The sequence below is a fragment of the Acinetobacter sp. NIPH 1852 genome, from assembly GCF_022549455.1.
Lineage (GTDB): Bacteria > Pseudomonadota > Gammaproteobacteria > Pseudomonadales > Moraxellaceae > Acinetobacter.
Genome location: NZ_JAKZGG010000007.1, coordinates 109638 through 134602, shown reverse-complemented (window position 1 = coordinate 134602; position 24965 = coordinate 109638). Strand labels below are relative to the sequence as shown.

The window sequence follows — 24965 nt, the reverse complement described above, 5'->3', positions numbered from 1 at the left end:
ATAAAACGAAAAAAGAGCACAAGGAGTATTTGGTTACGGGTTTTTCCGTCGAGATGGTCTTTGTGTTAAACGACACAGTAGTTCGTATCCAATGGTGCCATTGGCATCTGCAACATCATCGACTAAGCGATGCTTACCCCAAAGTTCAACTCGGGTGCCTATTTCAGCCTCAATGTCAGTTACATCGATTGCAAGCATATCCATACTGACACGCCCGACAACTGGAACAAGTTTTTGATTAATCGCAACAAAGTTTGGTTTTAGATAAGTACGCGGATATCCATCGCCATAACCAACAGAAACGATGGCAATTTTCATATTTTTTGTCGCAGTGAAACTAGAGCCATAGCCGACATGCTCACCTTGTTGAATATGATTTAATGCAATGATTTCCGCACTAAAGGTCATGACAGGTTTTAAATCAAGTTTATGAACATCTTGATCTGCAAATGGCGTTGCACCATAAAGCATGATTCCTGGACGGACAAAATCGAAATGTAATTCAGGGTATTTAAAAATCGCGGCGGAATTACAACAAGAAGCCATGATCGGTTCACAAGTCTGTTTGACTTGTAAGAACTGAGCTATTTGTTGTTCGTTTAAAGCGTGGTCTGCATCCGCATTTGCAAAATGCATAGCTAAAATGCAGCTAAAACCTTCAGCTTTTAAACGTTGAATGACAGCAATGATTTCTGTGATTTTGAAGCCTAAACGGTTCATACCACTATTTAATTTGACCCATACTTTTAAGCCGAGTGCGTTATACGCATTTTTATGTGCTATCAACCATTCAACTTGTTGAGCGTGATGAACCATACATTCAAGTTGATATTGAATCACATGCGTCATTTCATCTTCAGAAAAAACGCCTTCAATTAACGTAATGGGTTGAGTGTATCCAAGTTGCCTGATTTCAATTGCTTCTTCTAAGCAGGCGACACCAAAAGCATCTGTGCGATCTAAGGCGGCTAAGCAGTCTTTGATTCCATGTCCGTAAGCATTGGCTTTAACCATGCTTACAATTTTTGAATGTGGAGCAAGTTGTTTGACACGGTTTAAATTATATTGCAGCGCAGAACTGTCAATATAAACTGTTGCTTGGCGCACCCTGATTTCTCCTTTGGGACGACTTGGAAAGTATATAAAGCAGGTATTAAATTAAGTATTATTCATCGTTATCATATTGAGCATAGAACTCAGGTGAAAGATTACTGAAACGCGTGTATTGACCTTCAAACGCTAAGCGGACAGAACCAATCGGGCCATTACGCTGTTTCCCGATAATAATCTCAGCAGTACCTGCCTCTTTAGATTCTTTGTTATAGACTTCATCACGGTAAATAAACATGATTAAGTCAGCATCCTGCTCGATGGCACCAGATTCACGCAAGTCAGACATAACAGGGCGTTTGTTTGGTCGGTTCTCCAAACTACGGTTAAGCTGAGACAGTGCGATCACAGGACATTGCATTTCTTTTGCCAATGCCTTCAGGCTTCGAGAAATTTCAGAAATCTCGCCGACACGGTTATCTCCCATGCCCGGGACTTTCATCAACTGTAAATAGTCGACCATGATACAGCCAATTTTGCCATCATGCATTTTGGCGATACGCCGTGCACGTGCTCTTAGTTCAGTTGGTGGCAAGGCAGAGGAGTCATCAATATACAATTGCATTTGTTGTAACTGCAAAATTGTACCTGTGACTTTGGTCCATTCATCTGCATCAAGATTACCTGATCGTAAATGCCCTTGATGGACTTTACCCATTGCGGAAATCAAACGCATAGCGATCGAGTCTGCTGGCATCTCCATAGAAAAAACCAGAGCAGGCAATCGATTATATTGTAAAACACTTTCAACCAAGTTCATGGCAAATGTGGTTTTACCCATCGATGGACGCGCTGCAACAATGATTAAATCTCCAGCTTGCATCCCTGAGGTTTTATTATCCAGTTCTAAGAAGCCTGTAGTTAAACCTGTGATACTTCCTTCTAATTTAGAAAGTTCATCGAGTTTCATGATTACATCGGCTGTCACTGAACTAATCGATTTAGGACCTGAATCTTTTTTATTATTGTTATGTTGTTCTGCCAATGAAAAGATTTGAGTTTCAGCAAGATCAAGGATTTCACTGACAGGACGACCTTTGGTATCGTAAGCATTTTGCAGAATATCTGTACTTACTTTGATCATTGTACGTAGGGTCGAAAACTCTTTGATCTTGCTGGCATAGGTTTCAAGGTTATAAAAACTTGAAGGCGAGTCTGCCATCAATTGCATTAAATACTCTTCACCACCAATTGCATCGAGTAGATTTTGTTTGAGCAACCAATCATTGACTAAAACGGCATCATAAGGCGAGTTTTCTTGTGCCAGTTTCTCAATCGCACGATAGATGTATTTATGGCGCGTTGCATAAAAATCATTTTCTTTGAGTAAGTCACTGACTTGTTCGAATGATTCAGCAACCGTCATCAATGCGGCTAATACCGCTTGCTCAATGGCAAGGTTATGGGGTGGGGTACGGAATTCCTTTAGTTGACCTGAGTCACTCATTTTACTCTCTGTCTTTGGAGTGTTTTTCGTAAAATTGGCATTCGCCTGTGACATAACAAGACCTAATAAAAAGATGAAACAGTAACAACTGACTATCTTAATCCAAATGAATCACATCGAGGGAACTTAATTTGGAAAAATTGTTTAATTGATGAAAAAGTGAAGTTTAGATTCTAGAGTCGATTGGAAGCTCCCCATTGACACATCATGTCTAACAGAGGAATCAAGGAAAGTCCTCGCTCTGACAGGCTATATTCAACTTTAGGTGGAATTTGTGGATATTCATTACGAATAATAAGCTGATCTCTTTCCATTTCTTTCAAGGTAAGACTTAAAGTCTTGAATGAAATATTGCCAATCGAGCGTTTTAACTCATTAAAGCGCATGATGGACTTATGTTGATAAAGCCAATACATAATAATCATTTTATATTTGCCACTGATCAGTGAAAGCGTATATCCAAAATCAGTTTGCTCTAAGTCGATATGTGGGGGTGCGCAAATTTCCATAATTTTCTTCTGACACTAACTTTTGGTCTAGTATATAACTATAATTACCGTACTTAAATTATTTGTAGCGTAGATTTATAATCAATTTCATACCTTTTACTGAACGATTCATAAGTTTGATGGAGTTTGTTGGAATGAAAAAAACGCTAGTGATTATTGCTCACCCTGATATTGATAATTCCGTCATTAATAAACGTTGGATTGAAGAGTTACAACAATATCCAGATGAGTTCACTGTACATGAGCTTTATAAAAGTTACCCCGATGGTCGTATTGATGTAATAAAAGAACAAGCATTGGTTGAAGCCCATCAAGATTTGGTCTTCCAATTCCCGATATATTGGTTTAACTGCCCTCCATTATTAAAACAATGGTTGGATGATGTGCTCACCTATGGCTGGGCTTATGGATCTACAGGTAATCAGTTAAAAGATAAAAAAATAACGCTCGCTGTGTCAGCAGGTATTAAAGAGAAAGACTATTCAGGAGGTGGGCGATACCAGTTCAGCCTCAAAGAACTGTGTGCGCCTTTTGAGCTTACAGCGCGTTATGTGAAGGCTGACTATCAAGCCATGTATGCGTTTTATGGAATGGACACTAATCCAGAGGAAGGAGAGGTTCAGCCTACCCAAAATGATATTGAACAAAGTGCAGTAAATTATGTGAAATATTTATTGGAGATGCGCTAATTGTATTTTTAATCATTAACTTTGTAATTACATGATGATTAGGCAAAAAAAAGAGCATGTAAAACATGCTCTTTTTTTTGCAGAAATTACTCAGATACGATAGTAACGAGAACTTCAGCAACAACATCATGATGCAATTGAATTGCGACGTTGAATTCACCAGTGTGACGAAGCGCACCGTTTGGTAAACGAACTTCTGCACGGTCTACAACTAGACCAGCATTCGTTAAAGCATCAGCAATATCACGAGTACCGATAGAACCGAAAAGTTTACCTTCATCACCAGCTTTAGCAGTGATAACGATATTAACTTCGTTCAATTGTTCAGCACGTGCATTTGCAGAAGCTAAAATGTCAGCTTCTTGTTTCTCAAGTTCAGCACGACGTGCTTCAAAAGCAGAAGTATTTGCTTCAGTAGCAGCTACTGCTTTACCTTGAGGAATCAAGAAGTTACGACCGTAACCAGCTTTAACTGATACTTTGTCGCCTAATTTACCAAGATTTTTAATGCGTTGTAATAAGATAACGTCCACAGCTCACCTCACTTACTTATGGTTGTCAGTGTACGGAATCAAAGACAAATAGCGAGCTTGTTTAATAGCTAATGCTAATTGACGTTGATAACGAGCTTTAGTACCTGTAATACGGCTAGGAACAATCTTGCCGTTTTCAGTAATGTACTGTTTTAAAGTGTCGATATCTTTATAGTCGATGTACGCAACTTTCTCAGCTGTAAAGCGGCAGAACTTGCGACGACGGTAAAAACGTGCCATTGAGGTTCTCCTTATTCAGCTTCTTGAGTGACGTGTTGTGCTTCTTCACGTTGAGCTTTACGCGCACGTTTTTCTTCAGCACTTTTCGCAAGTAAAGATTCTTCAGTAATTGCGTGTTCACGACGAATAATGATGTTACGAATAATTGCATCGTTATAACGGAACAATTCTTCTAATTCATCAAGAGTCGTTTGACCACATTCAACATTCATAAGAATGTAGTGCGCTTTATGAATTTTGTTAATCGGGTAAGCCAATTGACGGCGGCCCCAATCTTCTAAACGGTGAATTTGACCTTCAGCTTCTTTGATCTGAGAGATATAGCGTTCTACCATACCTACAACTTGATCGCTTTGATCTGGGTGTACTAAAAGTACGATTTCGTAATGACGCATTGTCAGCTCCTTACGGTTTAAACAGCCCCTAACAACAATGTTAGAAGCAAGGAGTCATAACTTAAAAAGTTAAGTCGCAAATTGCGAAGCTGCGATTTTAGACAGGTTTAGTTGAAATCGCAAGCGATATTCGCCGTTTGGCGTGAAGTAAGCCAGTAAAGCCTAGATATGCGAATAAAAAGATAGAGATCAGCTCTATCTTTTTAAAAAATTGGGAGGAAAGGTGCAGGGCTGTTGAAAGTAAAACTAAAACTTAAACTAATCACAGTGATTAAAATCACTGAAAATAGGAAGAAGCGTTTTGCCCAAAGCTGATCGTTCTCAGCTTTAAACCCTAAAATACCAATGTAGAACCAGTACGCGCAAAGTGCATTACAGATCACCAGAAAAATAACATCGGTGTATCCATAGACGTACAGCGCATTCATCGCCAGTGTAAATAAAACCACATAAATAAGTGATTCTATTTTCGTTCGAAGAATAGAACGGGCTACAGGTAAAATAGGAACTCCTGCGTTTTTGTAATCGTCAAAGCGATAGATTGCGATTGCCCATGAGTGTGGCATTTGCCATAAAGCATATGCAACAAAAATCAAAAGGGCAGCCATATCGAATTGATGACTAACAGCCGTATAACCAATAACAGGAGGACTCGCCCCAGAAATACTACCAATCACGGTTTGATGGATTGTGGTACGTTTCGTCCACAAACTATAAAAACCGACATAGACCACAAAACCAATAACTGCGAATAAAAAAGCATAAGCATTGACATAAAACCATAGAATGCTAAAGCCAATCAGACCAAGTACCAATGCATAAAGTAATGCAATCGGAGAGGAGATTGTTTTTTTAACAAGTGCACGGTTCATGGTGCGTTGCATTTTTTGATCGATGTCTTGATCAATTACATTATTTACAACACAACCAGAAGCAACCACGAATGTTGTTCCGATTAAGGTCAATAATAATAAGAAGAGGTCTATAGAGCCTTGGGCGGCTAGAAAAAAGCCGCCCAAGGTGGTAATGAAATTACCGAAGAGAATTCCTGGCTTAGTCAGGAATAAGTATTTTTTCAACATGTCAATCAGTTTAGATCATCATGTTGTAATGTAGATAATTCATAATCCACACAGAACCGACTAGAAGTACAGCGATACATAAAATTGTGTAGATAAATGCAATAAGGTTCCAACGTTGATCAGATGATGTATTCATGTGTAAGAAGTACACAAGTTGTACAAGTACCTGAGCTACGGCAGTGATTGCAATTACTGTAACTAAAACGCCACGACTGAAACCGCCAGCCATCACCATCCCGAAAGGGATGATGGTGAGTAGGACAGAAAGGATAAAACCAACCGTGTATTGTTTTACATTACCGTGTGATGCGCCAGCAGCATTATGATCATGACTACTCATTAGAGAACTCCCAGTAAGTAAACTACGCTGAATACACAGATCCAAACGATGTCAAGGAAGTGCCAGAACAAGCTTAAGCAAGCAAGACGACGTGTATTCGGTAGTGTCAAACCGTTCTTCTTGATCTGATACATGAGTACGATCATCCACACTAAACCAGAGGTTACGTGGATACCGTGTGTACCAACCAAAGTAAAGAACGCTGATAAGAATGCACTCTTAGTTGGGCCATAACCTTCATGAACAAGGTGATGGAATTCATAGATTTCCATCCCAATGAACGTTGCACCAAAAATAAAAGTAATGATTAACCATAAAAGAACTTGGTTAACATTCTTTTTATAAGATGCAAGTACTGCAAATCCAAATGTCACAGAAGAAATAAGGAGTGCAAAGGTTTCAGCTAATACGAATCCTAAAGAATCATGGAATAAGTCGTATGCACTAGGTGTACCAGGTGGAATATGACTGCTTAATACAGCAAATGCGATGAAGAGTGATCCGAAAAGGATCAAGTCACTCATCAAATATGTCCAGAAACCAAAGACCGTTATATCTGTATCATCATGTTCGTGATGACCGTCGTGTCCGTGGTTATCGTGATGAAGTACTTCAGCCATATCCTTAGTCCTTCTTCAAGTGTTTTTCAAGTAACGCATAGCGTTCATTCTCAATACGTTCTACTTCAGCAGCAGGAACATAGTAATCCACATTCTTTGTGAATGAGCTTATGATGAAGCTGATAATAGCAGCGACGAATGAAACGACAGCAAGCCACCAAATATGCCAGATGAGAGCAAAACCAAGAACGGTAATGAACATCGCAATAACGAAACCAGCAGCACGATTTGTCGGCATGTGGATATCTTCATATTTGGTATTGCGAGCGTATGCTACACCATTTTCTTTGTCTGTCCAGAAGCGATCGATACCATCAGCAGCAGGAACATGCGCAAAGTTATAAAATGGAGCTGGAGACGAAGTTGCCCATTCTAACGTACGGCTATCCCATGGGTCGCCAGTGTAGTCCATATTGTCTTTGCGTTGTAAGAAGCCAACGATGATTTGCATTAAGAAACATGCAATACCGATTGCAATCAAAACAGCACCAAACAATGCGATCGCTAAGTATGGATCCCATTCAGGGTTGTCATATGTATTCAAACGACGTGTCATACCCATGAAACCAAGGATATAAAGTGGCATGAATGCAAAATAGAAACCGATGAACCAGAACCAGAATGAGGCTTTACCCCATGCTTCATTGAGCTTCCAACCAAACATTTTCGGCCAGTAGAAGATGATGCCGGCAAACATACCAAACACCACACCACCGATAATCACGTTATGGAAGTGAGCAATCAAGAATAATGAGTTATGTACAAGGAAGTCCGCAGGTGGAACAGCCATAAGTACGCCAGTCAAACCACCGATACCAAAAGTCACAAGGAAGCCAAGCGTCCATAACATTGGTGTCGTGAATGTGATACGACCTTTATACATGGTGAATAACCAAGAGAAGATCTTCACACCTGTAGGAATCGCAATAACCATGGTCATGATACCGAAGAACGCATTGACGTTCGCACCAGCACCCATGGTAAAGAAGTGGTGAAGCCATACAACAAACGCAAGTACAGTAATCGCGATGGTTGCATACACCATAGACTTATAACCGAACAACGCTTTACGAGAGAAGGTTGCTACGATTTCTGAGTATAAACCAAAGGCTGGTAATACTAAGATGTATACTTCAGGGTGACCCCATGTCCAAATCAAGTTCACATAAAGCATTGGACTACCGCCAAGCTCATTTGTGAAGAAGTGGAAACCGAAGTAACGATCTAGCGTAAGCATTGCAAGTGTACCTGTTAATACAGGGAACGAAGCAATGATCAATACAGCCGTACAAAGTGAAGTCCAAGTGAAGATCGGCATGTCCATCAGTTTCATGCCTGGCGCGCGCATTTTAATGATGGTAACAAAGAAGTTAACACCTGTTAAAAGCGTACCGAGACCAGAAACCTGAAGTGCCCAAATATAATAATCAACACCAACACCAGGAGAATACTCAATACCTGATAGAGGAGGATAAGCCATCCAACCTGTTGCTGCGAACTCACCAAGCGCAAGAGATGCCATCATCAAACCAGCAGCACCAGCGAATAACCAGAAGCTCAAAGAGTTTAATAATGGGAAAGCCACGTCACGTGCACCAATTTGCAGTGGAACGGCGATGTTCATCATACCTACAACAAGACCCATTGCTACGAAGAAGATCATGATTACGCCATGCGCAGTGAAAATCTGATCGTAGTGTTCTGGGTGTAAATAACCTTCACCGCCACCTTTAGCGAGGAAAAGCTGTAAACGCATCATGATTGCATCAGCAAAACCACGCAGAAGCATGACCACTGATACGAGGATATACATGATACCAATTTTTTTATGGTCTACAGAGGTGAACCATTCGTTCCACAAGTAGCCCCATTTTTTGAAATAAGTAATACCTGCAAGAAGTGCGATACCACCTAAAACCATTAATGCAATAGTCACCAACACGATTGGATCGTGTGGAATTGCATCCAACCCTAACTTTCCAAACATGTCTTATTCCTCTGTAGAAGCTGTCGCATGTTCAACATCAGTGGTGTGGTCAGCAGAAGATGCTGAGTGATCTGCACCATGATAGTTGCTCATGTATTGATTGATTACAGATTCGAACAATTTAGGCTCAACCGAAGAGTAATAAGTCACTGGATGTGGGGCAGTAGGATATGATTTCATTTCCTCAGCCGCTTGTTTCTCTTCTGGTGTTTTTGCTTTGGCGATTAGAACTTCGATCTGATGTTTAGAACGGTTACCATCACGTAAAGTTGCTAATTCAGCTTGGTCAAGTGTACCTTTTTGAATTGCTTCAGCATTGATACTTGTACCATTACCCGCTTTTACCGCTTCTACCCACTGTGCAAATTCTGCGTCACTAACACCATGCGCCATGAAACGCATTTGTGAAAAGCCATAACCAGAATAGTTCGCAGAAATACCACGGAAGATACCTGGCTCATCTGCCAATAAGTGAAGATGAGTTTGCATACCTGCCATCGCATAAATTTGACCGCCTAACTGTGGAATGAAGAATGAGTTCATTGTGAAGTTAGAGGTGATTTTAAAGCTGAGTGGCGTTTTTACTGGGAAGCGTATTTCATTTACCGTACCAATATTTTGCTCAGGATAGATAAATACCCATTTGAACTGTTCAGCAATTGCTTGAATCGTTAATGGTGCTTTATCTGATTCTAATGGACGGTAAGGGTCATACTTGTGGGAACCCCACCAAGTTAACCAAGCTAAAATACCAATAATAATGACTGGAACACCCCAAACAACGATCTCAATTGTCGTAGAGTGTGCCCAAGTAGGTTTATAGTCTGCATCTTTATTTGACGCGCGATATTTCCAACCAAACCATAATGCCATAATGATTGATGGGATGACCACCAATAGCATTAGATAGATCGCAGTCATCATCAGGCTACCTTGACCCTGACCAACTGGACCTTTACTGTTTAGAAGTACCATATCACCACCGCACCCAGTTAAGAGCACAGCAAGCGTTGATAAAGACAATACAGCTAAAATCGTTTGTCTCATTTTACAACCTCGGTGAAGAGTCCCATTCCCTAATTAAATTATGGGATAGCGAATAAAGTGTCGCATGTTTGCTAAGAATTTCTTTTAATAAATGCTTAACAAACATGCGACACCGCTACGTTGTTGGGCATTATGCCTCATATTGAAAAACTAAGCTACTGATAAAGTGGTGTGAAATGCTTGTTTTAAAACCCGATTTATTTTGTAGGGATTGTTATTTCGCGATATGCTTTTTCTATAAATATCAGCTTAATATAAAGAAAAGAGGATTTAATCCTCTTTTCTTTATTGATTTGTAATTATTGCTTAATCACTTTGGTTTTTGCGAATTTATCGTGTAATGTTTGGCGGTTTTTGCCAAGTGCAAATGCATAGTCAATGATTGTGATAATCGGGACTAACAGGAAGTTTAAAATAATAAATAAAACGCTACGCAACCAAAACGAGCGGATTAAACTCACCTGATCGTTGCTTTCGACATCAACAATTTTAATTCGAGCAAGTTTTTTGCCGATACTTTGACCAGATTTGGCAATAAAATAAGCTTGAATCATGAGCATAACCAAGATATAGATCATGATGCTCTGCCATGCTTCAACGGGAATGAGTTGAAACAATTGTTGTTGCAGTTCGGCGGCTTTCGATGAAGCAAACTCAGTTGCTTGCATTTGTTGTTGCAGTTCAGAAAGCTGCTGAAGTTGTTCATCGTTGAAATAAAATGATGGAATAGCTAGAGTTGGTAGCCACAACATGAGATCAACCGCTTTGGCTAATGCACGAGAGCCAATAGATGCTAGTTCGACATTGCTTTCTTGCGTAGATGCTTTAGCTTGATACTGTTGAGTAGGAGATACTGTTTCAGTTTGAATTGGCGATGGAAATGGAGTCGATGTATGACCGATTGGTTCATACACAAGTTTTCCTTGGGTTAATTCACCAAGCGTTTTCCATTCTGCCATCCCTTCATGCCATGCAAGATCAGTAAGAAGAACTTGTTGACTAGCAAGCATTTGGTTGATTTGTTCTAAGGTATAGGGACCAGCTTGCTGATTATTACGAGCCAAGTAAATTTGCATATATTCTAAATCTCTATCACAAATGATGAAAAAAGACCCCACCAGTGGGGTCTTTTACAATAGTGGTTAAGCTTGCTTAATTTTTTCTTCAGCCAAGAAGAACCAAGTATCAAGCACTGAATCAGGGTTAAGTGAAACAGACTCAATGCCTTGTTCCATGAGCCATTTTGCAAGATCAGGGTGGTCGGAAGGACCTTGACCACAAATACCCACGTATTTTCCTGCTTTACGACAAGCATGAATCGCCATAGAAAGTAAGGCTTTTACTGCTGGATCACGTTCATCAAATAAATGCGATACAATGCCAGAGTCACGGTCTAGACCTAATGTTAATTGGGTTAAGTCGTTTGAACCGATTGAGAAACCATCGAAGTGTTCAAGGAATTGTTCAGCCAATAAAGCATTGGTTGGTAATTCACACATCATGATGACTTTCAAGCCATTCTCACCACGTTTCAAACCATTTTGCGCAAGCAGTTCGATGACACGTTTTGCTTCAGAAACAGTACGAACGAATGGAATCATGATTTGAACGTTGGTTAAGCCCATTTCATCACGTACTTTTTTCAAGGCACGGCATTCAAGCTCAAAACAATCGCGGAAGTTGTCGGAAACATAACGACTTGCACCACGGAAGCCCAACATTGGGTTTTCTTCTTCTGGTTCGTATAACTTACCACCGATTAAGTTTGCATATTCATTTGATTTGAAGTCAGACATACGAACGATGACTGGCTTTCCTGCAAACGCAGCAGCAAGTGTTGAAATACCTTCAACTAACTTCTCAACATAAAACTCGATAGGCGAGGTGTAACCGGCAGTACGTGTTAGAACAGCAGCACGTGTTTCACGTGGTAAGCTTTCAATGTTGAGTAATGCTTTTGGATGCACACCGATCATACGGTTGATGATGAACTCAAGACGAGCAAGCCCAATACCTTCGTTTGGAATTTGAGCAAAGTCAAACGCTCGGTCAGGGTTACCGACGTTCATCATGATCTTGAACGGAAGTTGAGGCATTGAGTGAATCGAGTTGCGTTGAACTTCGAAGTCTAATGCGCCTTCATAGATAAAGCCTGTATCGCCTTCAGCACAAGAAACGGTGACTTCCTGACCATCAGTAAGAACTTCTGTTGCATTTCCACAACCTACAATTGCAGGAACACCGAGTTCACGGGCAATAATTGCTGCGTGACAAGTACGGCCACCACGATTGGTTACAATCGCTGCAGCACGTTTCATGACAGGTTCCCAATCTGGATCGGTCATATCAGAGACAAGGACATCACCGTCTTGAACTTTGTCCATTTCTTTAATCGATGTAACCACACGAACTTTACCAGAACCAATACGCTGACCGATTGAACGACCTTCACAAATCACTGTGCCGCGTTGTTTGAGTAGATAACGTTCCATTGTGCCGACATTTTGACGACTTTTTACTGTTTCTGGACGTGCTTGAACAATATAGATTTGACCATCATCGCCATCTTTAGCCCATTCGATGTCCATTGGCGAACCATAATGTTCTTCAATGATCAGCGCTTGTTTAGCTAACTCATGTAATTCATGATCATTTAACGCAAATTGTTGACGTTCTGGTTTTTCGACATCAACAACAACAACAGATTTACCCGCAGAACCTTCTTCACCATAAATCATTTTTTGGTGTTTAGAACCGAGGTTGCGGCGTAAAACAGAGTGTTTGCCATTATTTAATAGCGGTTTAGATAAATAGAACTCGTCAGGGTTAACTGCACCTTGCACGACCATTTCACCCAAACCATATGATGCGGTAATAAACACGACATCACGGAAACCTGATTCTGTGTCTAGGGTAAACATAACACCAGCAGCACCAGTTTCAGAGCGAACCATACGTTGTACGCCAGCAGAAAGGGCAACGACACTATGCTCAAAACCTTGGTGTACACGATAAGCGATTGCGCGGTCATTATACAGGGAAGCAAAAACTTCTTTAATCGCAATAAGAACGTTATCAATACCGCGAATATTTAAGAAAGTTTCTTGTTGACCTGCAAATGAAGCGTCTGGTAGATCTTCAGCAGTAGCAGATGAACGTACAGCAACAGCGATGTCTGGATTACCGTTTGAAAGTGCAGCAAAAGCGTCACGAATTTCTTGTTCTAGTGCGGAAGTGAGCGGAGTATCAACAATCCATTTACGGATTTTTGCACCAGTTTCGACAAGTGCATTTACATCATCAACATTGAGTTGAGCCAATTCAGCCTGAATTCGAGCGTTTAAACCGCTTTGATCTAAGAACTCACGATAGGCAGCAGCAGTCGTTGCAAAACCCCCTGGTACCGATACACCAGCATTGGATAAATGGCTGATCATTTCACCTAGAGATGAGTTTTTCCCACCTACGAGTTCTACATCGTGTTTCCCTAGTTTTTCCAGACCGATTACGCGCGCTTCCAAAGTATTTACTCCACTTTTTTTGCAGGATGAATGACCATCATTGGTATGAAATTATACGAAAGTGCTTAGAATTAGTATTTTACTAAGCGACAGTCATGTTAGATGAGTTTACTATAAAGATTATAGAGCACTAAGACAAATGTTTAAGGAGAATTTTGATGCCCGAAAGTAAACAAATTAAACGGAGCGTATTTTTTATTTCAGATGGGACAGCAATCACCGCAGAAACCCTTGGACATTCACTACTTGCGCAATTTCCAAACGTAGATTTTGACATTCATATTATGCCTTATATCACCACTGAAGAAGCGGCAATGAATGTGGTTGTAGAAATCAATGCATGTCAAAAACGTGATGGCTCTTTACCGTTGGTTTTTGATACTTTGGTTGATCCAAATGCCCGTGAAATTATCAATACTGCTAAAGCCGTAAATTTGGATGTATTTGAAGGCTTAATTAGTAAACTTGAACAAGAGCTAGGTATTCCACCAACGACATTGGTTGGACAAACGCATGCAGTAACAGATTCAGAGTCATATAAGGCGCGTATTGATGCGGTGCATTTTGCACTGGACAATGATGATGGTGCGCGAACACGTCATTATGATAAAGCTGATTTAATTTTAGTGGGTGTTTCACGCTCTGGCAAAACCCCAACCTCAATTTATTTGTCGTTACAATTCGGGATTCGTGTTGCAAACTACCCTTTAACTGAAGAAGATCTGGACGACAACCGTCTACCAACGGTCTTAAAAGCACATAAAAATAAGCTCTTTGGTTTAATGATTGATGCTGAGCGTTTAGTTGCTATCCGAAGTGAACGTAAGGCGAATAGTCGTTATGCAAGTTTTAGTCAGTGTCAAATGGAATTACGTGCGATTGAAGGCATCTATATTTCAGAAGGGATTAAATACTTAAATGTCACTGAAATGTCGATTGAAGAAATCTCAACGCGTATTTTGCAGTCGACAGGTTTAAAACGTCGTATTGGTTAATCAAATAGGGCTGCCTAAACACTGCTGGATAGGTGGCCTTTGATTGAAATTTTCTTCTAAATTATGATGCTAAGTTTGTAATAAATATTTAATTAAAAATAAACAATTGATGTTGAATGATAAAATCTAATTAATAAAAATGCCGCTATGATGTTAAATTACACACGTTTATGATAAAATATTGTGATACAAATCTCACTTTTGCTATAATTGATGGTATGTGGTTTTATTGCAACTGAACATCTTGAAATAAAGAATTCTGTTTGAACGTAAAGCCAGTAAAGTTATTTAAAAGCATGTGAATTCTTGGCTTTAACTTTTCAATCAAACCATCAAATGAACGAAGTCCAGCAAAACGTTTTCAATAGTATACCGAGTCTAGTCTGGTTGCTTTCAGATCAGGGTGACGCTTATTTTTTTAATAGCGTCAGCCAAGAATATATCGGTTTAAATGAATTAGAGAAGTTCAAAAAAAATTGGATGGATTTAATCCATTCAGACGATATTTCGGTTTTTCAAAGCGAATGGCTACAAGCATTCTCATATAAAACCCCTTTTCACGTTGAGTGCCGATTGAAACATCGATCAGGTGCATATCGATGGTTTTTATTGTCTGCAAAACTTGTAGCAGACAACTCTGGTGATCATGCATATTGGTTTATTAATAGTGTCGATATTCATGAAACCAAACAATATCAACAAAATCTAGTGCAATGTATTAATGCGCAAACCAACATGCTTGATAATAGCGTGGATTGCATCAAACTCTTAGATGTAGATGGTTGTTTACTGCATGTAAATAGAACTGGATGTATTGCCTTAAATATTCCCGAAAGCAATCATCGATTTGGGATGAAGTGGACAGAGCTTTTAGCGCCTGAAGTACGATCAAAGGCAAATTATGCATTAAAGACGGCACTTAAAGGTAAAACCGCTCGTTTTCGTGGCATGAGTGGTCACGGAGAAGATAAGCAATATTGGGACAATTTACTCACGCCGATATTAAATGATAACGGTCAAGTTGTGCAGATTCTTTGTCTGTCTCGTGATGTAACTGCTCAAAGACAAACAGAAATTCAACTGCGCATTTCGAGTGAATTGGATGAATTGACAGGATTGTACAATCGTCGTTTCTTTAAACTACAACTTAAACGCGCATTGCAAAGACATAAAAAGAGTGAAAAGTTTCTTGGTTTGATGTTGTTAGATTTAGATTATTTTAAACACGTCAATGATACGCTTGGGCACGCCGCAGGAGATCACTTACTGCGTGTTTTATCGAAGCGAATAGAAAACAATTTACCCGAAAATACTTTTGTGGCGCGTTTAGGCGGTGATGAGTTTGCTATTTTAGTCAATGGAATCGATGCTGAGTTTGATCTTGAAAAAGTTGCAATTGAAGTTAGTCGACAGTTAGATGCACCAATCACCTATGCGGGTAATTTAATTAATGGCAGCATGAGTATTGGCTGTGCGATTTACCCACGCGACGCCAAAGATTCCTTGAATTTAATGAAATGTGCAGATACTGCATTAAATGATTTAAAAGCCACAGGGCGTGGTGGTTTCCGTATGTTTAATCAACAGATGCAGGTTGCTGCGCAAAATATCGCCATTCAATTAACTGAAGCGCGTCATATTATTCGTGATGATCTTATGGTTCCGTTCTATCAACCTAAGGTGCGTTTATCTGATGGCAAGGTCGTTGGATTTGAGGCATTGTTACGTTGGCAAACGGATGATAAACGTATTCATTCACCTATTAATATTGAACAAGCTTTTCAGGATTATGTGTTAGCTACACGAATTAGTGATGCGATACAGAATAAAGTTTTTAACAATATTGCCATGTGGATTGAGCAAGGGCTGGCTGTTGTTCCTGTCTCGATTAATGTAGCGCCTGTTGAATTTCTTAAAGATAATTATGCTGAGCGCTTATTGTATCGTTTGAACCTGTATAAAATTCCGCATCATTTGGTCGAGATAGAAATCACAGAGCACATTTTGGATGATCGTGGTTCTGACTATGTGATTCGGGCATTGAATTTGCTCAAACAGCAGGGCGTTAAGATTGCACTTGATGACTTTGGAACAGGGCATTCATCACTCACAAGATTAAGGGATTATCCTGTAGATTGTTTGAAAATTGATTGCGATTTTATTCGTCAGATGAATAGTGATGAGGCGATTTTAGCAATCGTGCAAGCAATTATTGCCTTAGGGCCAAAGTTATCTTTGGATATCGTTGCTGAGGGCATTGAAAATGCTGAGCAATTAGAATTGTTGAAACAATTTGGCTGCTCAATCGGGCAAGGTTATTTATTTAGCCGAGCAGTGAATATGCAACAAGCGACCCACATGCTGAAACGTGAAATGCACCTCTATTGATTTACTGAAGAAGCGAAAACAACAAGGCTTAAATTGAATAAGCCTTGTGGATGGAGCCGAGATCTTAATTATTCTTAATATCCATCAATAGACTAAAGTTGTCTAAACGTTTTTGTGTGTCATAAATATCACAAGTGAAAATAAACTCATCTACATCATACTGAGCAGCGATTTTATTTAAGCCAGCTTTAACGGTAGCTCGAGAACCAATTTGAGCCATTGCATAAAAGTTTTGAATCGCCAGTTGCTCAGCACCAGTTGCGAGACCTTGTGTAGAATCAATCGGTGGCTTGAGTTTTAAGCTGTGACCACGAATCAGGTTTAAAATACGCTGATATGAACTGGTTGCCAAATATTGTGCGTCTTCATCTGTTGCCGCGACGACAGTGGGAACACCCATCGAAATATAAGGTTTCTCCAAAAATTCTGAAGCTTGGAAATTCTCGCGATAGATTTCGATGGCTTGACCTAACATTCTTGGCGCAAAGTGCGAAGCAAATGAATAGGGAAGTCCGAGCTTTGCCGCGAGCTGTGCGCTAAACAGACTTGAACCCAATAACCAAACTGGTACATGCGTATTTTGCCCAGGCGTGGCAATAATTCTTTGGTTGGGTTGAGGTGCTTTAAAGTATTGTAAGATTTCCATCACATCTTGAGGAAATTGATCTTCTGTTTCTTTACGTCCACGACGTAATGCACGCATAGTCAGTGGATCTGTTCCAGGTGCACGCCCCAATCCAAGTTCAAAACGATTTGGGTAAAGCGTCGCTAATGTCCCAAACTGTTCCGCCACAACCAATGGTGCATGATTGGGGAGCATGATGCCACCTGAGCCTAAACGAATATGCTGAGTATTCGCTGCGATAAAACCGAGTAGCACTGTGGTTGCAGAACTGGCGATACCATCCATATTGTGGTGTTCTGCTAACCAAAATCGTTCATAGCCTAAATTTTCAGCATGTTGAGCGAGTTCAAGTGCATGGCGCAGTGAGAACTCAATACTTTGATCGTCTCGAACGGGCGCTAACTCTAAAATAGAAAACTTAATATCTTGCAATGATTTCATCATCGATTCTCATAACTATATATCGATATAATACGATATATACTTGAGTCTGTATATCTATTTTTTTCGATATAATGTTTCGAACCTATACAATAAAAAAAGCACCCGAAGGTGCTAAAGAGGTAACGCATATGCTTTTTTTAACGGTTTTTGTACCAACCGCGATGTAGTCCATTGTCGTGACGAGCGTTTTTACGTGAATTATAATGACGACGATCATCATAACGACGGTTGTCATAAGCACGACGATTATCGGCATCACGATCTTGTCCAACTTTATTGCCTAAGGCTGCACCACCAGCCGCACCGACTGCTGCGCCAATATATCCACCATTGGTACCACCCATGTTATTACCAACAGTATAGCCACCGACACCACCTAAACCGCCACCAATTGCAGCTTCAGTACGATTACGTTTATTGCTAGATGCTGCAGCTCCACCAGCGCCACCGATTGCAGACCCAATCATTGCACCAGTATGCCCGCCGAGCTCTTTACCAACTGCTGTACCAACCACACTGCCTAAAGCCGATGTTGCAGCAACGCGTGTTGTATTATTTGCATGAGCAACAGACAGCATAGAAGAGGTTGCTAATAGAATGCTACATAACCAAATATTCGATTTCATGGTGAAACTCCTTGTCCTTTATTTGTGGGACAATATTCTTGATAACTTGAGATAAATGTAACAAGACTTTCGAGTAGAAATATGGAGTGCAACCTCTAGATTGATAGAGTTTAACGAGGGTTTTGTAGGGGTTGTATTACATATGAAGAAATTGTGAATAAAATATAAAGATAAAGAATGATGAGAAAGCAAACAACAGCAGCAGACACAATCAAGTACAATAGGCTGAGTTTTGATTTAGGGTTTGGTTATGCTGTTGGAAAAAATATTGCAATCTCAAGGTTTTGGTTCACGTAAGTATTGCCAACAGTTGATTAAAAATGGTGCTGTATGCATTGAAAACCAAGTATGTGATAATCCAAAACAGAACTTTAATCTTGACCAGCTCCATTTTCAGGTTTTTGGTGAAGACTATTTATATCGAGAACATGTTTATCTTGCGTTAAACAAACCGCAAGATTATGAGTGTTCACATCAAGCAACCCATCATAAAAGTGTATTTAGTTTATTGCCTGAGATACTTATCCACCGCGGTATTCAGTGTGTAGGGCGTTTAGATCAAGATACAACGGGGCTTTTATTGTTGACAGATGATGGTCAGTATTTACAGTCGCTTACTCATCCGCGTAAACATGTACCTAAGGTCTATCATGTGACTACAGCAGATCCAGTAACAACTGAACAAAAACACCAATTAGAGTTGGGCGTGGAACTACGCAATGAAAAAGGTATTTATGCGGCAACCGATGTTCAGTTAATCTCAGAAAATCAGCTTTCAATGACCATTCATCAAGGCGTCTATCATCAAGTTAAACGCATGTTGGCAGCCGTGGGTAATAAGGTTGAATCTTTACATCGGCATCAAATCGGATTGCTCGAACTTCCTCAGCTCGACGAAGGCGAGTACTTCTATTTAACACCTTCGCAAAAGCAGTTGAGTCAGAATATTCAATTGGATCTGTAATTATTTTAAAAAGCAGTGAAAGGTTTTAAATTCATCATCATGGATAAATCCCATTTTTTCATAGAGCTGATGGGATTGGTAATTATTCTTTTGCGTTTCAAGGCTAATGCGTTGAGCATTTTCATGACGAGCAAACAGGATAGCGGTATCGATCAATTGTTTTGCAGAACCTTGTTTCCGATAAGTCGGGGTAACGTAGACATCATCTAATACATAGTAGGTTTCACAAGCAACGGATGAAAAGGCGAGATAAAGTAAAACAAAGCCTGTAAAAATTTCATCTTTTACATGAATAAAAATAACACTGTCTTTGTTGTCAAATCGATGATTTAAAAATTGAAAAGACTGCACAACATTGGATGAAGCACCGTAGAACTGACGATATTCATCAAATAAGACTGCCAATTGATGCAGGTCTTCTTTGGTTGCTCGCTTTACAATCATCCTTAATTCATCCTATAGCTTATCGTTTTATTTGGACTGTCAGGATAGCGAAAAAAATTCAGCTTAAAAATTAAAAACTTGTGTATAAATGCGACATTGTTAAGTTTTGTCACTTTCACCTAAAAGCGCATTCAGCTCTTCAAATAAATCCTCGTGATCATCTTCAATATTCACATCTGATGGATTCTCTGTTGTTGCTGTCGCTTTTGATTTCCTTAGTTTGAGCAATTGTTCCATATTGATATTCTGGTTTTCAATTGCAAAGGGAATAGATTTAGTAAGCACCACCTGTTTAAAGAAAAGGCGGACTGCTTGAGCAGGGGAGATACCAAGCTGTTTAAAAACGGCAAAGGCTTGTTTCTTTTCCTGTGAATCAAGTCGAACCTGATAAACTTCTGTTTTTCGCATGAAGAATAAGACCAAATATTTTTAGTTATGGTCATGTATTTTAAACGATCACAATGTAATTTCAATATTTTTGCAGTGAAAAAATAGAATTTTTGTCATTACGTTGTGTTTACAGTGTTAGTTCATAGTTAGAACTAAAGCTCATTTGCATATCTAAAATGGGATCTATGAAGTGAATTGCTTTTGCAAGTAATTGTAAAGGATGACTAAAGTCTTCATCTGCTTTGTGTACAACGTTTGGATAAAATGAGTCATTTAGGATTGGAACACCGAGATAATTGAGATGTACACGCAACTGATGTTGTTTACCAGTTTTTGGTTTGAGTAAATATTTTGCGTGTGTTTGGTCGTGATCTAACAATTCGATCCATGTCTCAGTGTTACTGGGTTTATTCGCATTGACTTGCATGGTGTAAAAAGGATCACTTTTTTCTAAATGCAGTTGTAAGGTCTGTGGAAATTTGAGTTCAGGGCGATAGGCCGCGATGGCGTGATAAGTTTTTTGAACTTTTCGTTCTGCGAACAGTTGTTGGTAAGTACCACGTGATTCTGTTCGTTTACAGAACAAAACCACACCTGCTGTTTCTCGGTCAAGCCGATGGATTGGAGTCAAATCTGCATAGCCAGTCTGTTTTTTTAACCGAACCAATAAGGTTTCCTGAACGTATTGACCAGTTGGGCTCATCGTTAAAAAATGCGGTTTGTCGACGACGAGCAAGTCTTCATTTTCAAACAGGATTTCGTGTTGAAAGGGCACGTGGATTTCATACGCCAAAAAACGATAATAAAAAATATGAGTATTCGGCGTATAAGGGCTATTTAATTGTAATATTGAGCCGTCTGCAGCATAAATCAGTTCATCTTTAAAGCGTTGTTGCCATTCTTGAGATTGGATATGAGAAAAATGCTGACACAAATACTCAAAAATAGTGGGTGTAGAAATATCATTGGGTAAAAAAACTTTACTGGCACTCACGCCATTGATGAGTGGTGGTGTGAATTCAATGATGGGTTTCATGCAACAATACTAACCTAGAGTGAACGCTGTAAAATAAGCCAGTTTAAAAGCTGTTTATTAGGCTTTAAAGCAGCGCAATGTTATCATAGCCACCATCCCAATTTTGTTTTATTTGCCATGTCATATTCAGTGAAATTTACCTTAAATCATGAACAAGACACTCAACATTTTGCACAAGTGCTTTCTCAATATGTGCATTCAGGCGTTATTTATTTAATTGGGGATCTTGGTGCAGGTAAAACCACATTCACACGCTATTTTCTACAACATTTAGGGCATCAGGGTTCGGTCAAAAGTCCAACGTATACGTTGGTAGAACCGTATACGATTCAGGGCAAAGAAATTTTCCATTTTGATTTATATCGTTTAGATGATCCTTATGAATTAGAACTAATGGGAATCCGTGATTATTTGGAAATAGAGGATGCATTATTCTTATTTGAATGGCCATCTAAAGGCGGTGATGAAATTCCCAAAGCGGATGTTGTTGTTGATATCCAAAAATCGGACGATGAATTAACCCGATTTGTAACTTTAACCGTTAACTCCGAATTGTTATCCCAAACTTTGCAGGAACAATTGAATGGTGCATGATTCAACCCGTCGTATTCATACACTTAATGCCGCTTTAGCCAACCAGATTGCTGCGGGTGAGGTGATTGAACGCCCATCCTCAGTGGTGAAAGAGTTATTAGAAAACTCGATTGATGCGGGTTCAACTGAGCTGATTATTCGTATTGCTCAAGGTGGTTCGACCCTGATCGAAATCATTGATAATGGTAACGGCATTCACGCTGAAGATTTACCATTGGCGGTGATGCGTCATGCCACCAGTAAAATTCAAACAGCTGAAGATTTACATGCCATTGTGAGCTTAGGTTTTCGGGGGGAGGCATTAGCCTCTATTGCTGCGGTTTCACGGTTGACATTGACCAGTAGCCAAGATGAAGCTGGGATTGGTTATCAAGTTGAAGTCAATGGTACGGCTTTTGATCACCAACAAGTACAAGCTGTCGCAGCACAAAAAGGCACACACATTCGCGTGCAGGATTTATTTTTTAATGTGCCTGCTCGCCGTAAATTTTTAAAAAAACCAAGTACAGAGTTTGGCCACATTGAAGAAATTGTACGCCGTTTGGCTTTAACCCATTTCGATATTCGTTTTGTACTTGAACATAACGATCATATTCGTTTGAATTTACCGATTGCGGATAGTGGCGAGCTGCGTTACCAACGAGTACAACAATTACTCGGACAACAATTTATTCAAAATGCCTATTGGATTGATGCCGAAAGCATCAATATGCGATTGTCGGGTTGGTTAGGTCATCCTTCTGATGCCAGAGCGCAGGCCGATATGCAATATGTCTATGTGAATGGTCGTATTGTAAAAGATAAAACCATTTCTCATGCGTTGCGTATGGCCTATGATGGGATTTTGCATGGACATCAACATTCTTCTTATTTGTTGTTTCTAGAAGTAGATCCTGAAAATATTGATGTCAATGTCCATCCAACTAAGCATGAAATCCGTTTCTTGAATCAGCGTGAAGTACATGAGTTCGTACGTCACTATGCCAAAGCAACTTTATCTCAGTTTCAAACCGCCAGTGCAGATTTAGCACAAGCGATGAAAGTGGATGAACTGGTAACTGAGAATGCCCAATACCAGCCGCAGCCTAAGTATCAAGAACAGTTTCCTTTGCATCGCGCAAATGATGCGATTGAGCCACAGTCGCATGATCAAAATCAAACTGATGTATCGACAGATTTACTCACTGAGTTTAATCAAAGTCGACCTCAGGCAGTGCAATACAATTCATCTCATTCGCAACAACCAAGATATAATGGCTCTACGCAACTGAATAATGCATTAAAGAGCTATTTATCACCGTTACGTGATGATGCGGACCTGGATTCGGAACAACAAATGCCATCTCGAGTAGATGAATTTCCACTGGGTATTGCGATTGCACAATTGCATGGCATTTATGTTTTGGCACAAAATACCGAAGGTTTAATCATTGTTGATATGCATGCAGCCCATGAACGAATTTTATTACAGCAGATGAAAGCCGCATGGGATAAGCCTGAGTTTTGGACATCACAACAATTACTGATTCCAAAAATAGTTTCAATTGCCCGAATGCAAGCAACACGTGTAGATGAGTTGCAATCACAATTGCAACGTTTGGGCTTGGAGGTTGATCAATATGGTGATGAGCAAGTCATTGTTCGTGGTGTACCTGCGATTTTACACAAAGCGAATTTTGAAAAACTTATTCCTGAACTACTCAATGATCTTGATCCAAATGACGAAGCGAGAGGATTGTTGCAAAAGCGTGATGAGCTATTGGCAGGTATGGCGTGTCATGGGGCAGTGCGAGCACATCGGCAACTGAGTTTGTCCGAGATGAATGCGTTGTTACGTCAAATGGAACAAACTGAATTTGCCAGCCAATGTAATCATGGTCGCCCAACCTGGCGCGCATTTCCATTGCATCAATTAGATAAATTATTTGCTCGAGGAGAGTAGTTTTACATGTCAAATCAATTGCCCGTGATTAATTTAATGGGGCCTACCGCAAGTGGTAAAACAGCATTGGCATGTGAGCTATATGAGCGTGGTAATTTTGAGTTAATTTCTGTTGATTCCGCTTTGGTGTATAAAGATATGGATATTGGTACTGCGAAACCGACTAAAGAAGAGCAAGCGCAGTATCCTCATCATTTGATTGATATTATTACGCCGTTAGAGGTTTATTCTGCAGCTCAATTTGTTGAAGATGTTTGTCCTTTAATTAATGATATGCATGCGCGTGGCAAAACCCCAATTTTGGTCGGCGGAACCATGTTGTATTTTAAAGCGTTACTGGAAGGTCTTGCAGATAATCTGCCAAATGCAGATCAGGCAATACGTGATGCGATTGTTGCAAAAGCCGAGGCGGATGGCTGGCAGGCAGTTTACGATGAGCTGGTAGCAGTTGATCCTGTTGCTGGTGAGAAATTTAAAGTATCTGATAAACAAAGAATTATTCGAGCATTAGAGGTCTATCGGATTACAGGTGAGCCCATTACAAAATTGCAAGCGGAGCAGCCTAAAAATCAACCCTATCGTTACATATTTCATAACTACGCATTGATGCCTGATCGGTTAGAATTACATCAACGCATAGAGCAAAGATTGAGCAAAATGTGGAGCATTGGTTTTTTAAATGAAGTAGAGGAATTAATTAGAAAATACGATTTAAATGATAATTTACCCTCCATGCGGTCTGTGGGTTATCGCCAAGCTTTAGATTTTTTATTAAAAAGTGACCTAAGTCTCAAAAATAAAGTAGAAATGGAGAACAAAGCGTTATTCGCGACACGGCAACTCGCCAAACGTCAATACACTTGGTTACGTTCTTTGCAAGAAATACACGATTTTAAAACTTACGTGACGATAAAGCAGGCGAAAGAAGACTTGCGAAACTTCTTGGGATAAAGCAAAATTCGCAGGCTGTCTTTTTATAATTTTTAGTTGAAAAATA

25 protein-coding genes are annotated in these 24965 nt (G+C 39.8%); 7 read left to right on the top strand and 18 right to left on the bottom strand.

Going from position 1 to position 24965, the window contains the following annotated elements; all coding sequences use genetic code 11:
• Window positions 1-33: 33 nt before the first annotated feature.
• The 3 genes from alr to MMO38_RS07760 form a co-directional block, all read right to left on the bottom strand.
• On the bottom strand, window positions 34-1107 hold the full coding sequence (gene alr / locus MMO38_RS07770; protein ID WP_241323161.1) for an alanine racemase: 1074 nt from the start codon (window positions 1105-1107) through the stop codon (window positions 34-36).
• A gap of 58 nt (window positions 1108-1165) precedes the next feature.
• Window positions 1166-2611 carry a replicative DNA helicase gene (dnaB, locus tag MMO38_RS07765; protein ID WP_241323160.1) on the bottom strand — a complete coding sequence of 482 codons (1446 nt, stop codon included), beginning with the start codon at window positions 2609-2611 and terminating at the stop codon, window positions 1166-1168.
• 119 nt (window positions 2612-2730) lie between these two features.
• On the bottom strand, window positions 2731-3066 hold the full coding sequence (locus tag MMO38_RS07760) for a helix-turn-helix domain-containing protein (protein ID WP_241323159.1): 336 nt from the start codon (window positions 3064-3066) through the stop codon (window positions 2731-2733).
• A 134-nt stretch (window positions 3067-3200) separates the two neighbouring features.
• Here MMO38_RS07760 and MMO38_RS07755 point away from each other — a divergent pair, with 134 nt between their 5' ends.
• Entirely contained in the window at window positions 3201-3755 is a 555-nt protein-coding gene (locus MMO38_RS07755; protein WP_241323158.1) for an NAD(P)H-dependent oxidoreductase, read from the top strand.
• Window positions 3756-3841: 86 nt separating this feature from the next.
• On the opposite strand, the gene rplI is transcribed toward MMO38_RS07755, so the two are convergent.
• The 10 genes from rplI to ppsA form a co-directional block, all read right to left on the bottom strand.
• The gene (gene rplI / locus MMO38_RS07750) at window positions 3842-4288 is read right to left on the bottom strand and encodes a 50S ribosomal protein L9 (RefSeq protein WP_004670630.1); all 447 of its coding nucleotides are present in this window, start codon (window positions 4286-4288) and stop codon (window positions 3842-3844) included.
• A gap of 12 nt (window positions 4289-4300) precedes the next feature.
• The gene (gene rpsR, locus MMO38_RS07745) at window positions 4301-4528 is read right to left on the bottom strand and encodes a 30S ribosomal protein S18 (RefSeq protein WP_004648825.1); all 228 of its coding nucleotides are present in this window, start codon (window positions 4526-4528) and stop codon (window positions 4301-4303) included.
• 11 nt (window positions 4529-4539) lie between these two features.
• The gene (gene rpsF / locus MMO38_RS07740; protein WP_004670631.1) at window positions 4540-4923 is read right to left on the bottom strand and encodes a 30S ribosomal protein S6; all 384 of its coding nucleotides are present in this window, start codon (window positions 4921-4923) and stop codon (window positions 4540-4542) included.
• Window positions 4924-5126: 203 nt separating this feature from the next.
• Entirely contained in the window at window positions 5127-6005 is an 879-nt protein-coding gene (gene cyoE, locus MMO38_RS07735; protein ID WP_241323157.1) for a heme o synthase, read from the bottom strand.
• 10 nt (window positions 6006-6015) lie between these two features.
• A complete protein-coding gene (locus tag MMO38_RS07730; protein ID WP_004670633.1) occupies window positions 6016-6345 on the bottom strand; it encodes a cytochrome o ubiquinol oxidase subunit IV in 330 nt (109 codons plus the stop codon).
• Window positions 6345-6965, bottom strand: coding sequence for a cytochrome o ubiquinol oxidase subunit III (gene cyoC / locus MMO38_RS07725; RefSeq protein WP_004670634.1), 621 nt, complete (start codon window positions 6963-6965; stop codon window positions 6345-6347). The genes MMO38_RS07730 and cyoC overlap by 1 nt, the downstream gene beginning before the upstream one ends.
• 4 nt (window positions 6966-6969) lie before the next feature.
• Window positions 6970-8952, bottom strand: coding sequence for a cytochrome o ubiquinol oxidase subunit I (cyoB, locus tag MMO38_RS07720; protein WP_241323156.1), 1983 nt, complete (start codon window positions 8950-8952; stop codon window positions 6970-6972).
• A gap of 3 nt (window positions 8953-8955) precedes the next feature.
• Window positions 8956-9999, bottom strand: a complete 1044-nt coding sequence (gene cyoA / locus MMO38_RS07715; RefSeq protein ID WP_005197514.1) for a ubiquinol oxidase subunit II — start codon at window positions 9997-9999, stop codon at window positions 8956-8958.
• Between the two features lie 299 nt (window positions 10000-10298).
• Window positions 10299-11075: an RDD family protein gene (locus MMO38_RS07710; protein ID WP_241323155.1), complete on the bottom strand. Its 777-nt coding sequence runs from the start codon at window positions 11073-11075 to the stop codon at window positions 10299-10301.
• A gap of 66 nt (window positions 11076-11141) precedes the next feature.
• Entirely contained in the window at window positions 11142-13520 is a 2379-nt protein-coding gene (gene ppsA / locus MMO38_RS07705) for a phosphoenolpyruvate synthase (RefSeq protein WP_004670638.1), read from the bottom strand.
• A 158-nt stretch (window positions 13521-13678) separates the two neighbouring features.
• Between ppsA and MMO38_RS07700 the strand changes: the two genes are divergently transcribed.
• Entirely contained in the window at window positions 13679-14515 is an 837-nt protein-coding gene (locus tag MMO38_RS07700) for a pyruvate, water dikinase regulatory protein (protein WP_004670639.1), read from the top strand.
• A 336-nt stretch (window positions 14516-14851) separates the two neighbouring features.
• Window positions 14852-16903, top strand: coding sequence for a bifunctional diguanylate cyclase/phosphodiesterase (locus MMO38_RS07695; protein WP_241323154.1), 2052 nt, complete (start codon window positions 14852-14854; stop codon window positions 16901-16903).
• Between the two features lie 64 nt (window positions 16904-16967).
• Here the strand turns inward: MMO38_RS07695 and MMO38_RS07690 are convergent, their stop codons facing one another.
• Both MMO38_RS07690 and MMO38_RS07685 read right to left on the bottom strand, forming a co-directional pair.
• A complete protein-coding gene (locus MMO38_RS07690; RefSeq protein ID WP_241323185.1) occupies window positions 16968-17969 on the bottom strand; it encodes an LLM class flavin-dependent oxidoreductase in 1002 nt (333 codons plus the stop codon).
• Between the two features lie 140 nt (window positions 17970-18109).
• Window positions 18110-18598: a glycine zipper 2TM domain-containing protein gene (locus tag MMO38_RS07685; RefSeq protein WP_241323153.1), complete on the bottom strand. Its 489-nt coding sequence runs from the start codon at window positions 18596-18598 to the stop codon at window positions 18110-18112.
• Window positions 18599-18848: 250 nt separating this feature from the next.
• Here MMO38_RS07685 and MMO38_RS07680 point away from each other — a divergent pair, with 250 nt between their 5' ends.
• Window positions 18849-19562 carry a 16S rRNA pseudouridine(516) synthase gene (locus MMO38_RS07680; protein WP_241323152.1) on the top strand — a complete coding sequence of 238 codons (714 nt, stop codon included), beginning with the start codon at window positions 18849-18851 and terminating at the stop codon, window positions 19560-19562.
• Here the strand turns inward: MMO38_RS07680 and MMO38_RS07675 are convergent, their stop codons facing one another.
• The 3 genes from MMO38_RS07675 to MMO38_RS07665 all read right to left on the bottom strand — a co-directional run bounded on the left by MMO38_RS07675 (window position 19563) and on the right by MMO38_RS07665 (window position 21432).
• Complete coding sequence (locus tag MMO38_RS07675) at window positions 19563-20006, bottom strand: GNAT family N-acetyltransferase (RefSeq protein ID WP_004670644.1); 444 nt, start codon at window positions 20004-20006, stop codon at window positions 19563-19565.
• 99 nt (window positions 20007-20105) lie between these two features.
• Window positions 20106-20414 carry a type II toxin-antitoxin system RelB/DinJ family antitoxin gene (locus tag MMO38_RS07670; protein WP_004670645.1) on the bottom strand — a complete coding sequence of 103 codons (309 nt, stop codon included), beginning with the start codon at window positions 20412-20414 and terminating at the stop codon, window positions 20106-20108.
• A 109-nt stretch (window positions 20415-20523) separates the two neighbouring features.
• The gene (locus MMO38_RS07665; protein WP_241323151.1) at window positions 20524-21432 is read right to left on the bottom strand and encodes a pseudouridine synthase; all 909 of its coding nucleotides are present in this window, start codon (window positions 21430-21432) and stop codon (window positions 20524-20526) included.
• A 117-nt stretch (window positions 21433-21549) separates the two neighbouring features.
• Between MMO38_RS07665 and tsaE the strand changes: the two genes are divergently transcribed.
• Genes tsaE through miaA form a run of 3 tightly spaced genes read left to right on the top strand, consistent with a single transcriptional unit; the run spans window position 21550 to window position 24919 of the window.
• Window positions 21550-22026: a tRNA (adenosine(37)-N6)-threonylcarbamoyltransferase complex ATPase subunit type 1 TsaE gene (gene tsaE / locus MMO38_RS07660; protein ID WP_241323150.1), complete on the top strand. Its 477-nt coding sequence runs from the start codon at window positions 21550-21552 to the stop codon at window positions 22024-22026.
• Complete coding sequence (gene mutL, locus MMO38_RS07655) at window positions 22016-23968, top strand: DNA mismatch repair endonuclease MutL (RefSeq protein WP_241323149.1); 1953 nt, start codon at window positions 22016-22018, stop codon at window positions 23966-23968. Before tsaE ends, mutL begins: the two co-directional genes overlap by 11 nt.
• Window positions 23969-23974: 6 nt before the next feature.
• Window positions 23975-24919, top strand: a complete 945-nt coding sequence (miaA, locus tag MMO38_RS07650; RefSeq protein WP_241323148.1) for a tRNA (adenosine(37)-N6)-dimethylallyltransferase MiaA — start codon at window positions 23975-23977, stop codon at window positions 24917-24919.
• Window positions 24920-24965: the final 46 nt, after the last annotated feature.

Excerpts from the sequence above, each read along its gene's own strand:
- dnaB (WP_241323160.1), bottom strand. The coding sequence starts at position 2,611 with ATGTCACAGGCGAATGCCAATTTTACGAAAAACACTCCAAAGACAGAG.
- MMO38_RS07760 (WP_241323159.1), bottom strand. The coding sequence starts at position 3,066 with ATGGAAATTTGCGCACCCCCACATATCGACTTAGAGCAAACTGATTTT.
- MMO38_RS07755 (WP_241323158.1), top strand. The coding sequence starts at position 3,201 with ATGAAAAAAACGCTAGTGATTATTGCTCACCCTGATATTGATAATTCC.
- rpsR (WP_004648825.1), bottom strand. The coding sequence starts at position 4,528 with ATGGCACGTTTTTACCGTCGTCGCAAGTTCTGCCGCTTTACAGCTGAG.
- rpsF (WP_004670631.1), bottom strand. The coding sequence starts at position 4,923 with ATGCGTCATTACGAAATCGTACTTTTAGTACACCCAGATCAAAGCGAT.
- cyoE (WP_241323157.1), bottom strand. The coding sequence starts at position 6,005 with ATGTTGAAAAAATACTTATTCCTGACTAAGCCAGGAATTCTCTTCGGT.
- MMO38_RS07730 (WP_004670633.1), bottom strand. The coding sequence starts at position 6,345 with ATGAGTAGTCATGATCATAATGCTGCTGGCGCATCACACGGTAATGTA.
- cyoC (WP_004670634.1), bottom strand. The coding sequence starts at position 6,965 with ATGGCTGAAGTACTTCATCACGATAACCACGGACACGACGGTCATCAC.
- cyoB (WP_241323156.1), bottom strand. The coding sequence starts at position 8,952 with ATGTTTGGAAAGTTAGGGTTGGATGCAATTCCACACGATCCAATCGTG.
- cyoA (WP_005197514.1), bottom strand. The coding sequence starts at position 9,999 with ATGAGACAAACGATTTTAGCTGTATTGTCTTTATCAACGCTTGCTGTG.
- MMO38_RS07710 (WP_241323155.1), bottom strand. The coding sequence starts at position 11,075 with ATGCAAATTTACTTGGCTCGTAATAATCAGCAAGCTGGTCCCTATACC.
- MMO38_RS07700 (WP_004670639.1), top strand. The coding sequence starts at position 13,679 with ATGCCCGAAAGTAAACAAATTAAACGGAGCGTATTTTTTATTTCAGAT.
- MMO38_RS07695 (WP_241323154.1), top strand. The coding sequence starts at position 14,852 with ATGAACGAAGTCCAGCAAAACGTTTTCAATAGTATACCGAGTCTAGTC.
- MMO38_RS07690 (WP_241323185.1), bottom strand. The coding sequence starts at position 17,969 with ATGAAATCATTGCAAGATATTAAGTTTTCTATTTTAGAGTTAGCGCCC.
- MMO38_RS07685 (WP_241323153.1), bottom strand. The coding sequence starts at position 18,598 with ATGAAATCGAATATTTGGTTATGTAGCATTCTATTAGCAACCTCTTCT.
- MMO38_RS07680 (WP_241323152.1), top strand. The coding sequence starts at position 18,849 with ATGCTGTTGGAAAAAATATTGCAATCTCAAGGTTTTGGTTCACGTAAG.
- MMO38_RS07675 (WP_004670644.1), bottom strand. The coding sequence starts at position 20,006 with ATGATTGTAAAGCGAGCAACCAAAGAAGACCTGCATCAATTGGCAGTC.
- MMO38_RS07670 (WP_004670645.1), bottom strand. The coding sequence starts at position 20,414 with ATGCGAAAAACAGAAGTTTATCAGGTTCGACTTGATTCACAGGAAAAG.
- MMO38_RS07665 (WP_241323151.1), bottom strand. The coding sequence starts at position 21,432 with ATGAAACCCATCATTGAATTCACACCACCACTCATCAATGGCGTGAGT.
- tsaE (WP_241323150.1), top strand. The coding sequence starts at position 21,550 with ATGTCATATTCAGTGAAATTTACCTTAAATCATGAACAAGACACTCAA.
- mutL (WP_241323149.1), top strand. The coding sequence starts at position 22,016 with ATGGTGCATGATTCAACCCGTCGTATTCATACACTTAATGCCGCTTTA.
- miaA (WP_241323148.1), top strand. The coding sequence starts at position 23,975 with ATGTCAAATCAATTGCCCGTGATTAATTTAATGGGGCCTACCGCAAGT.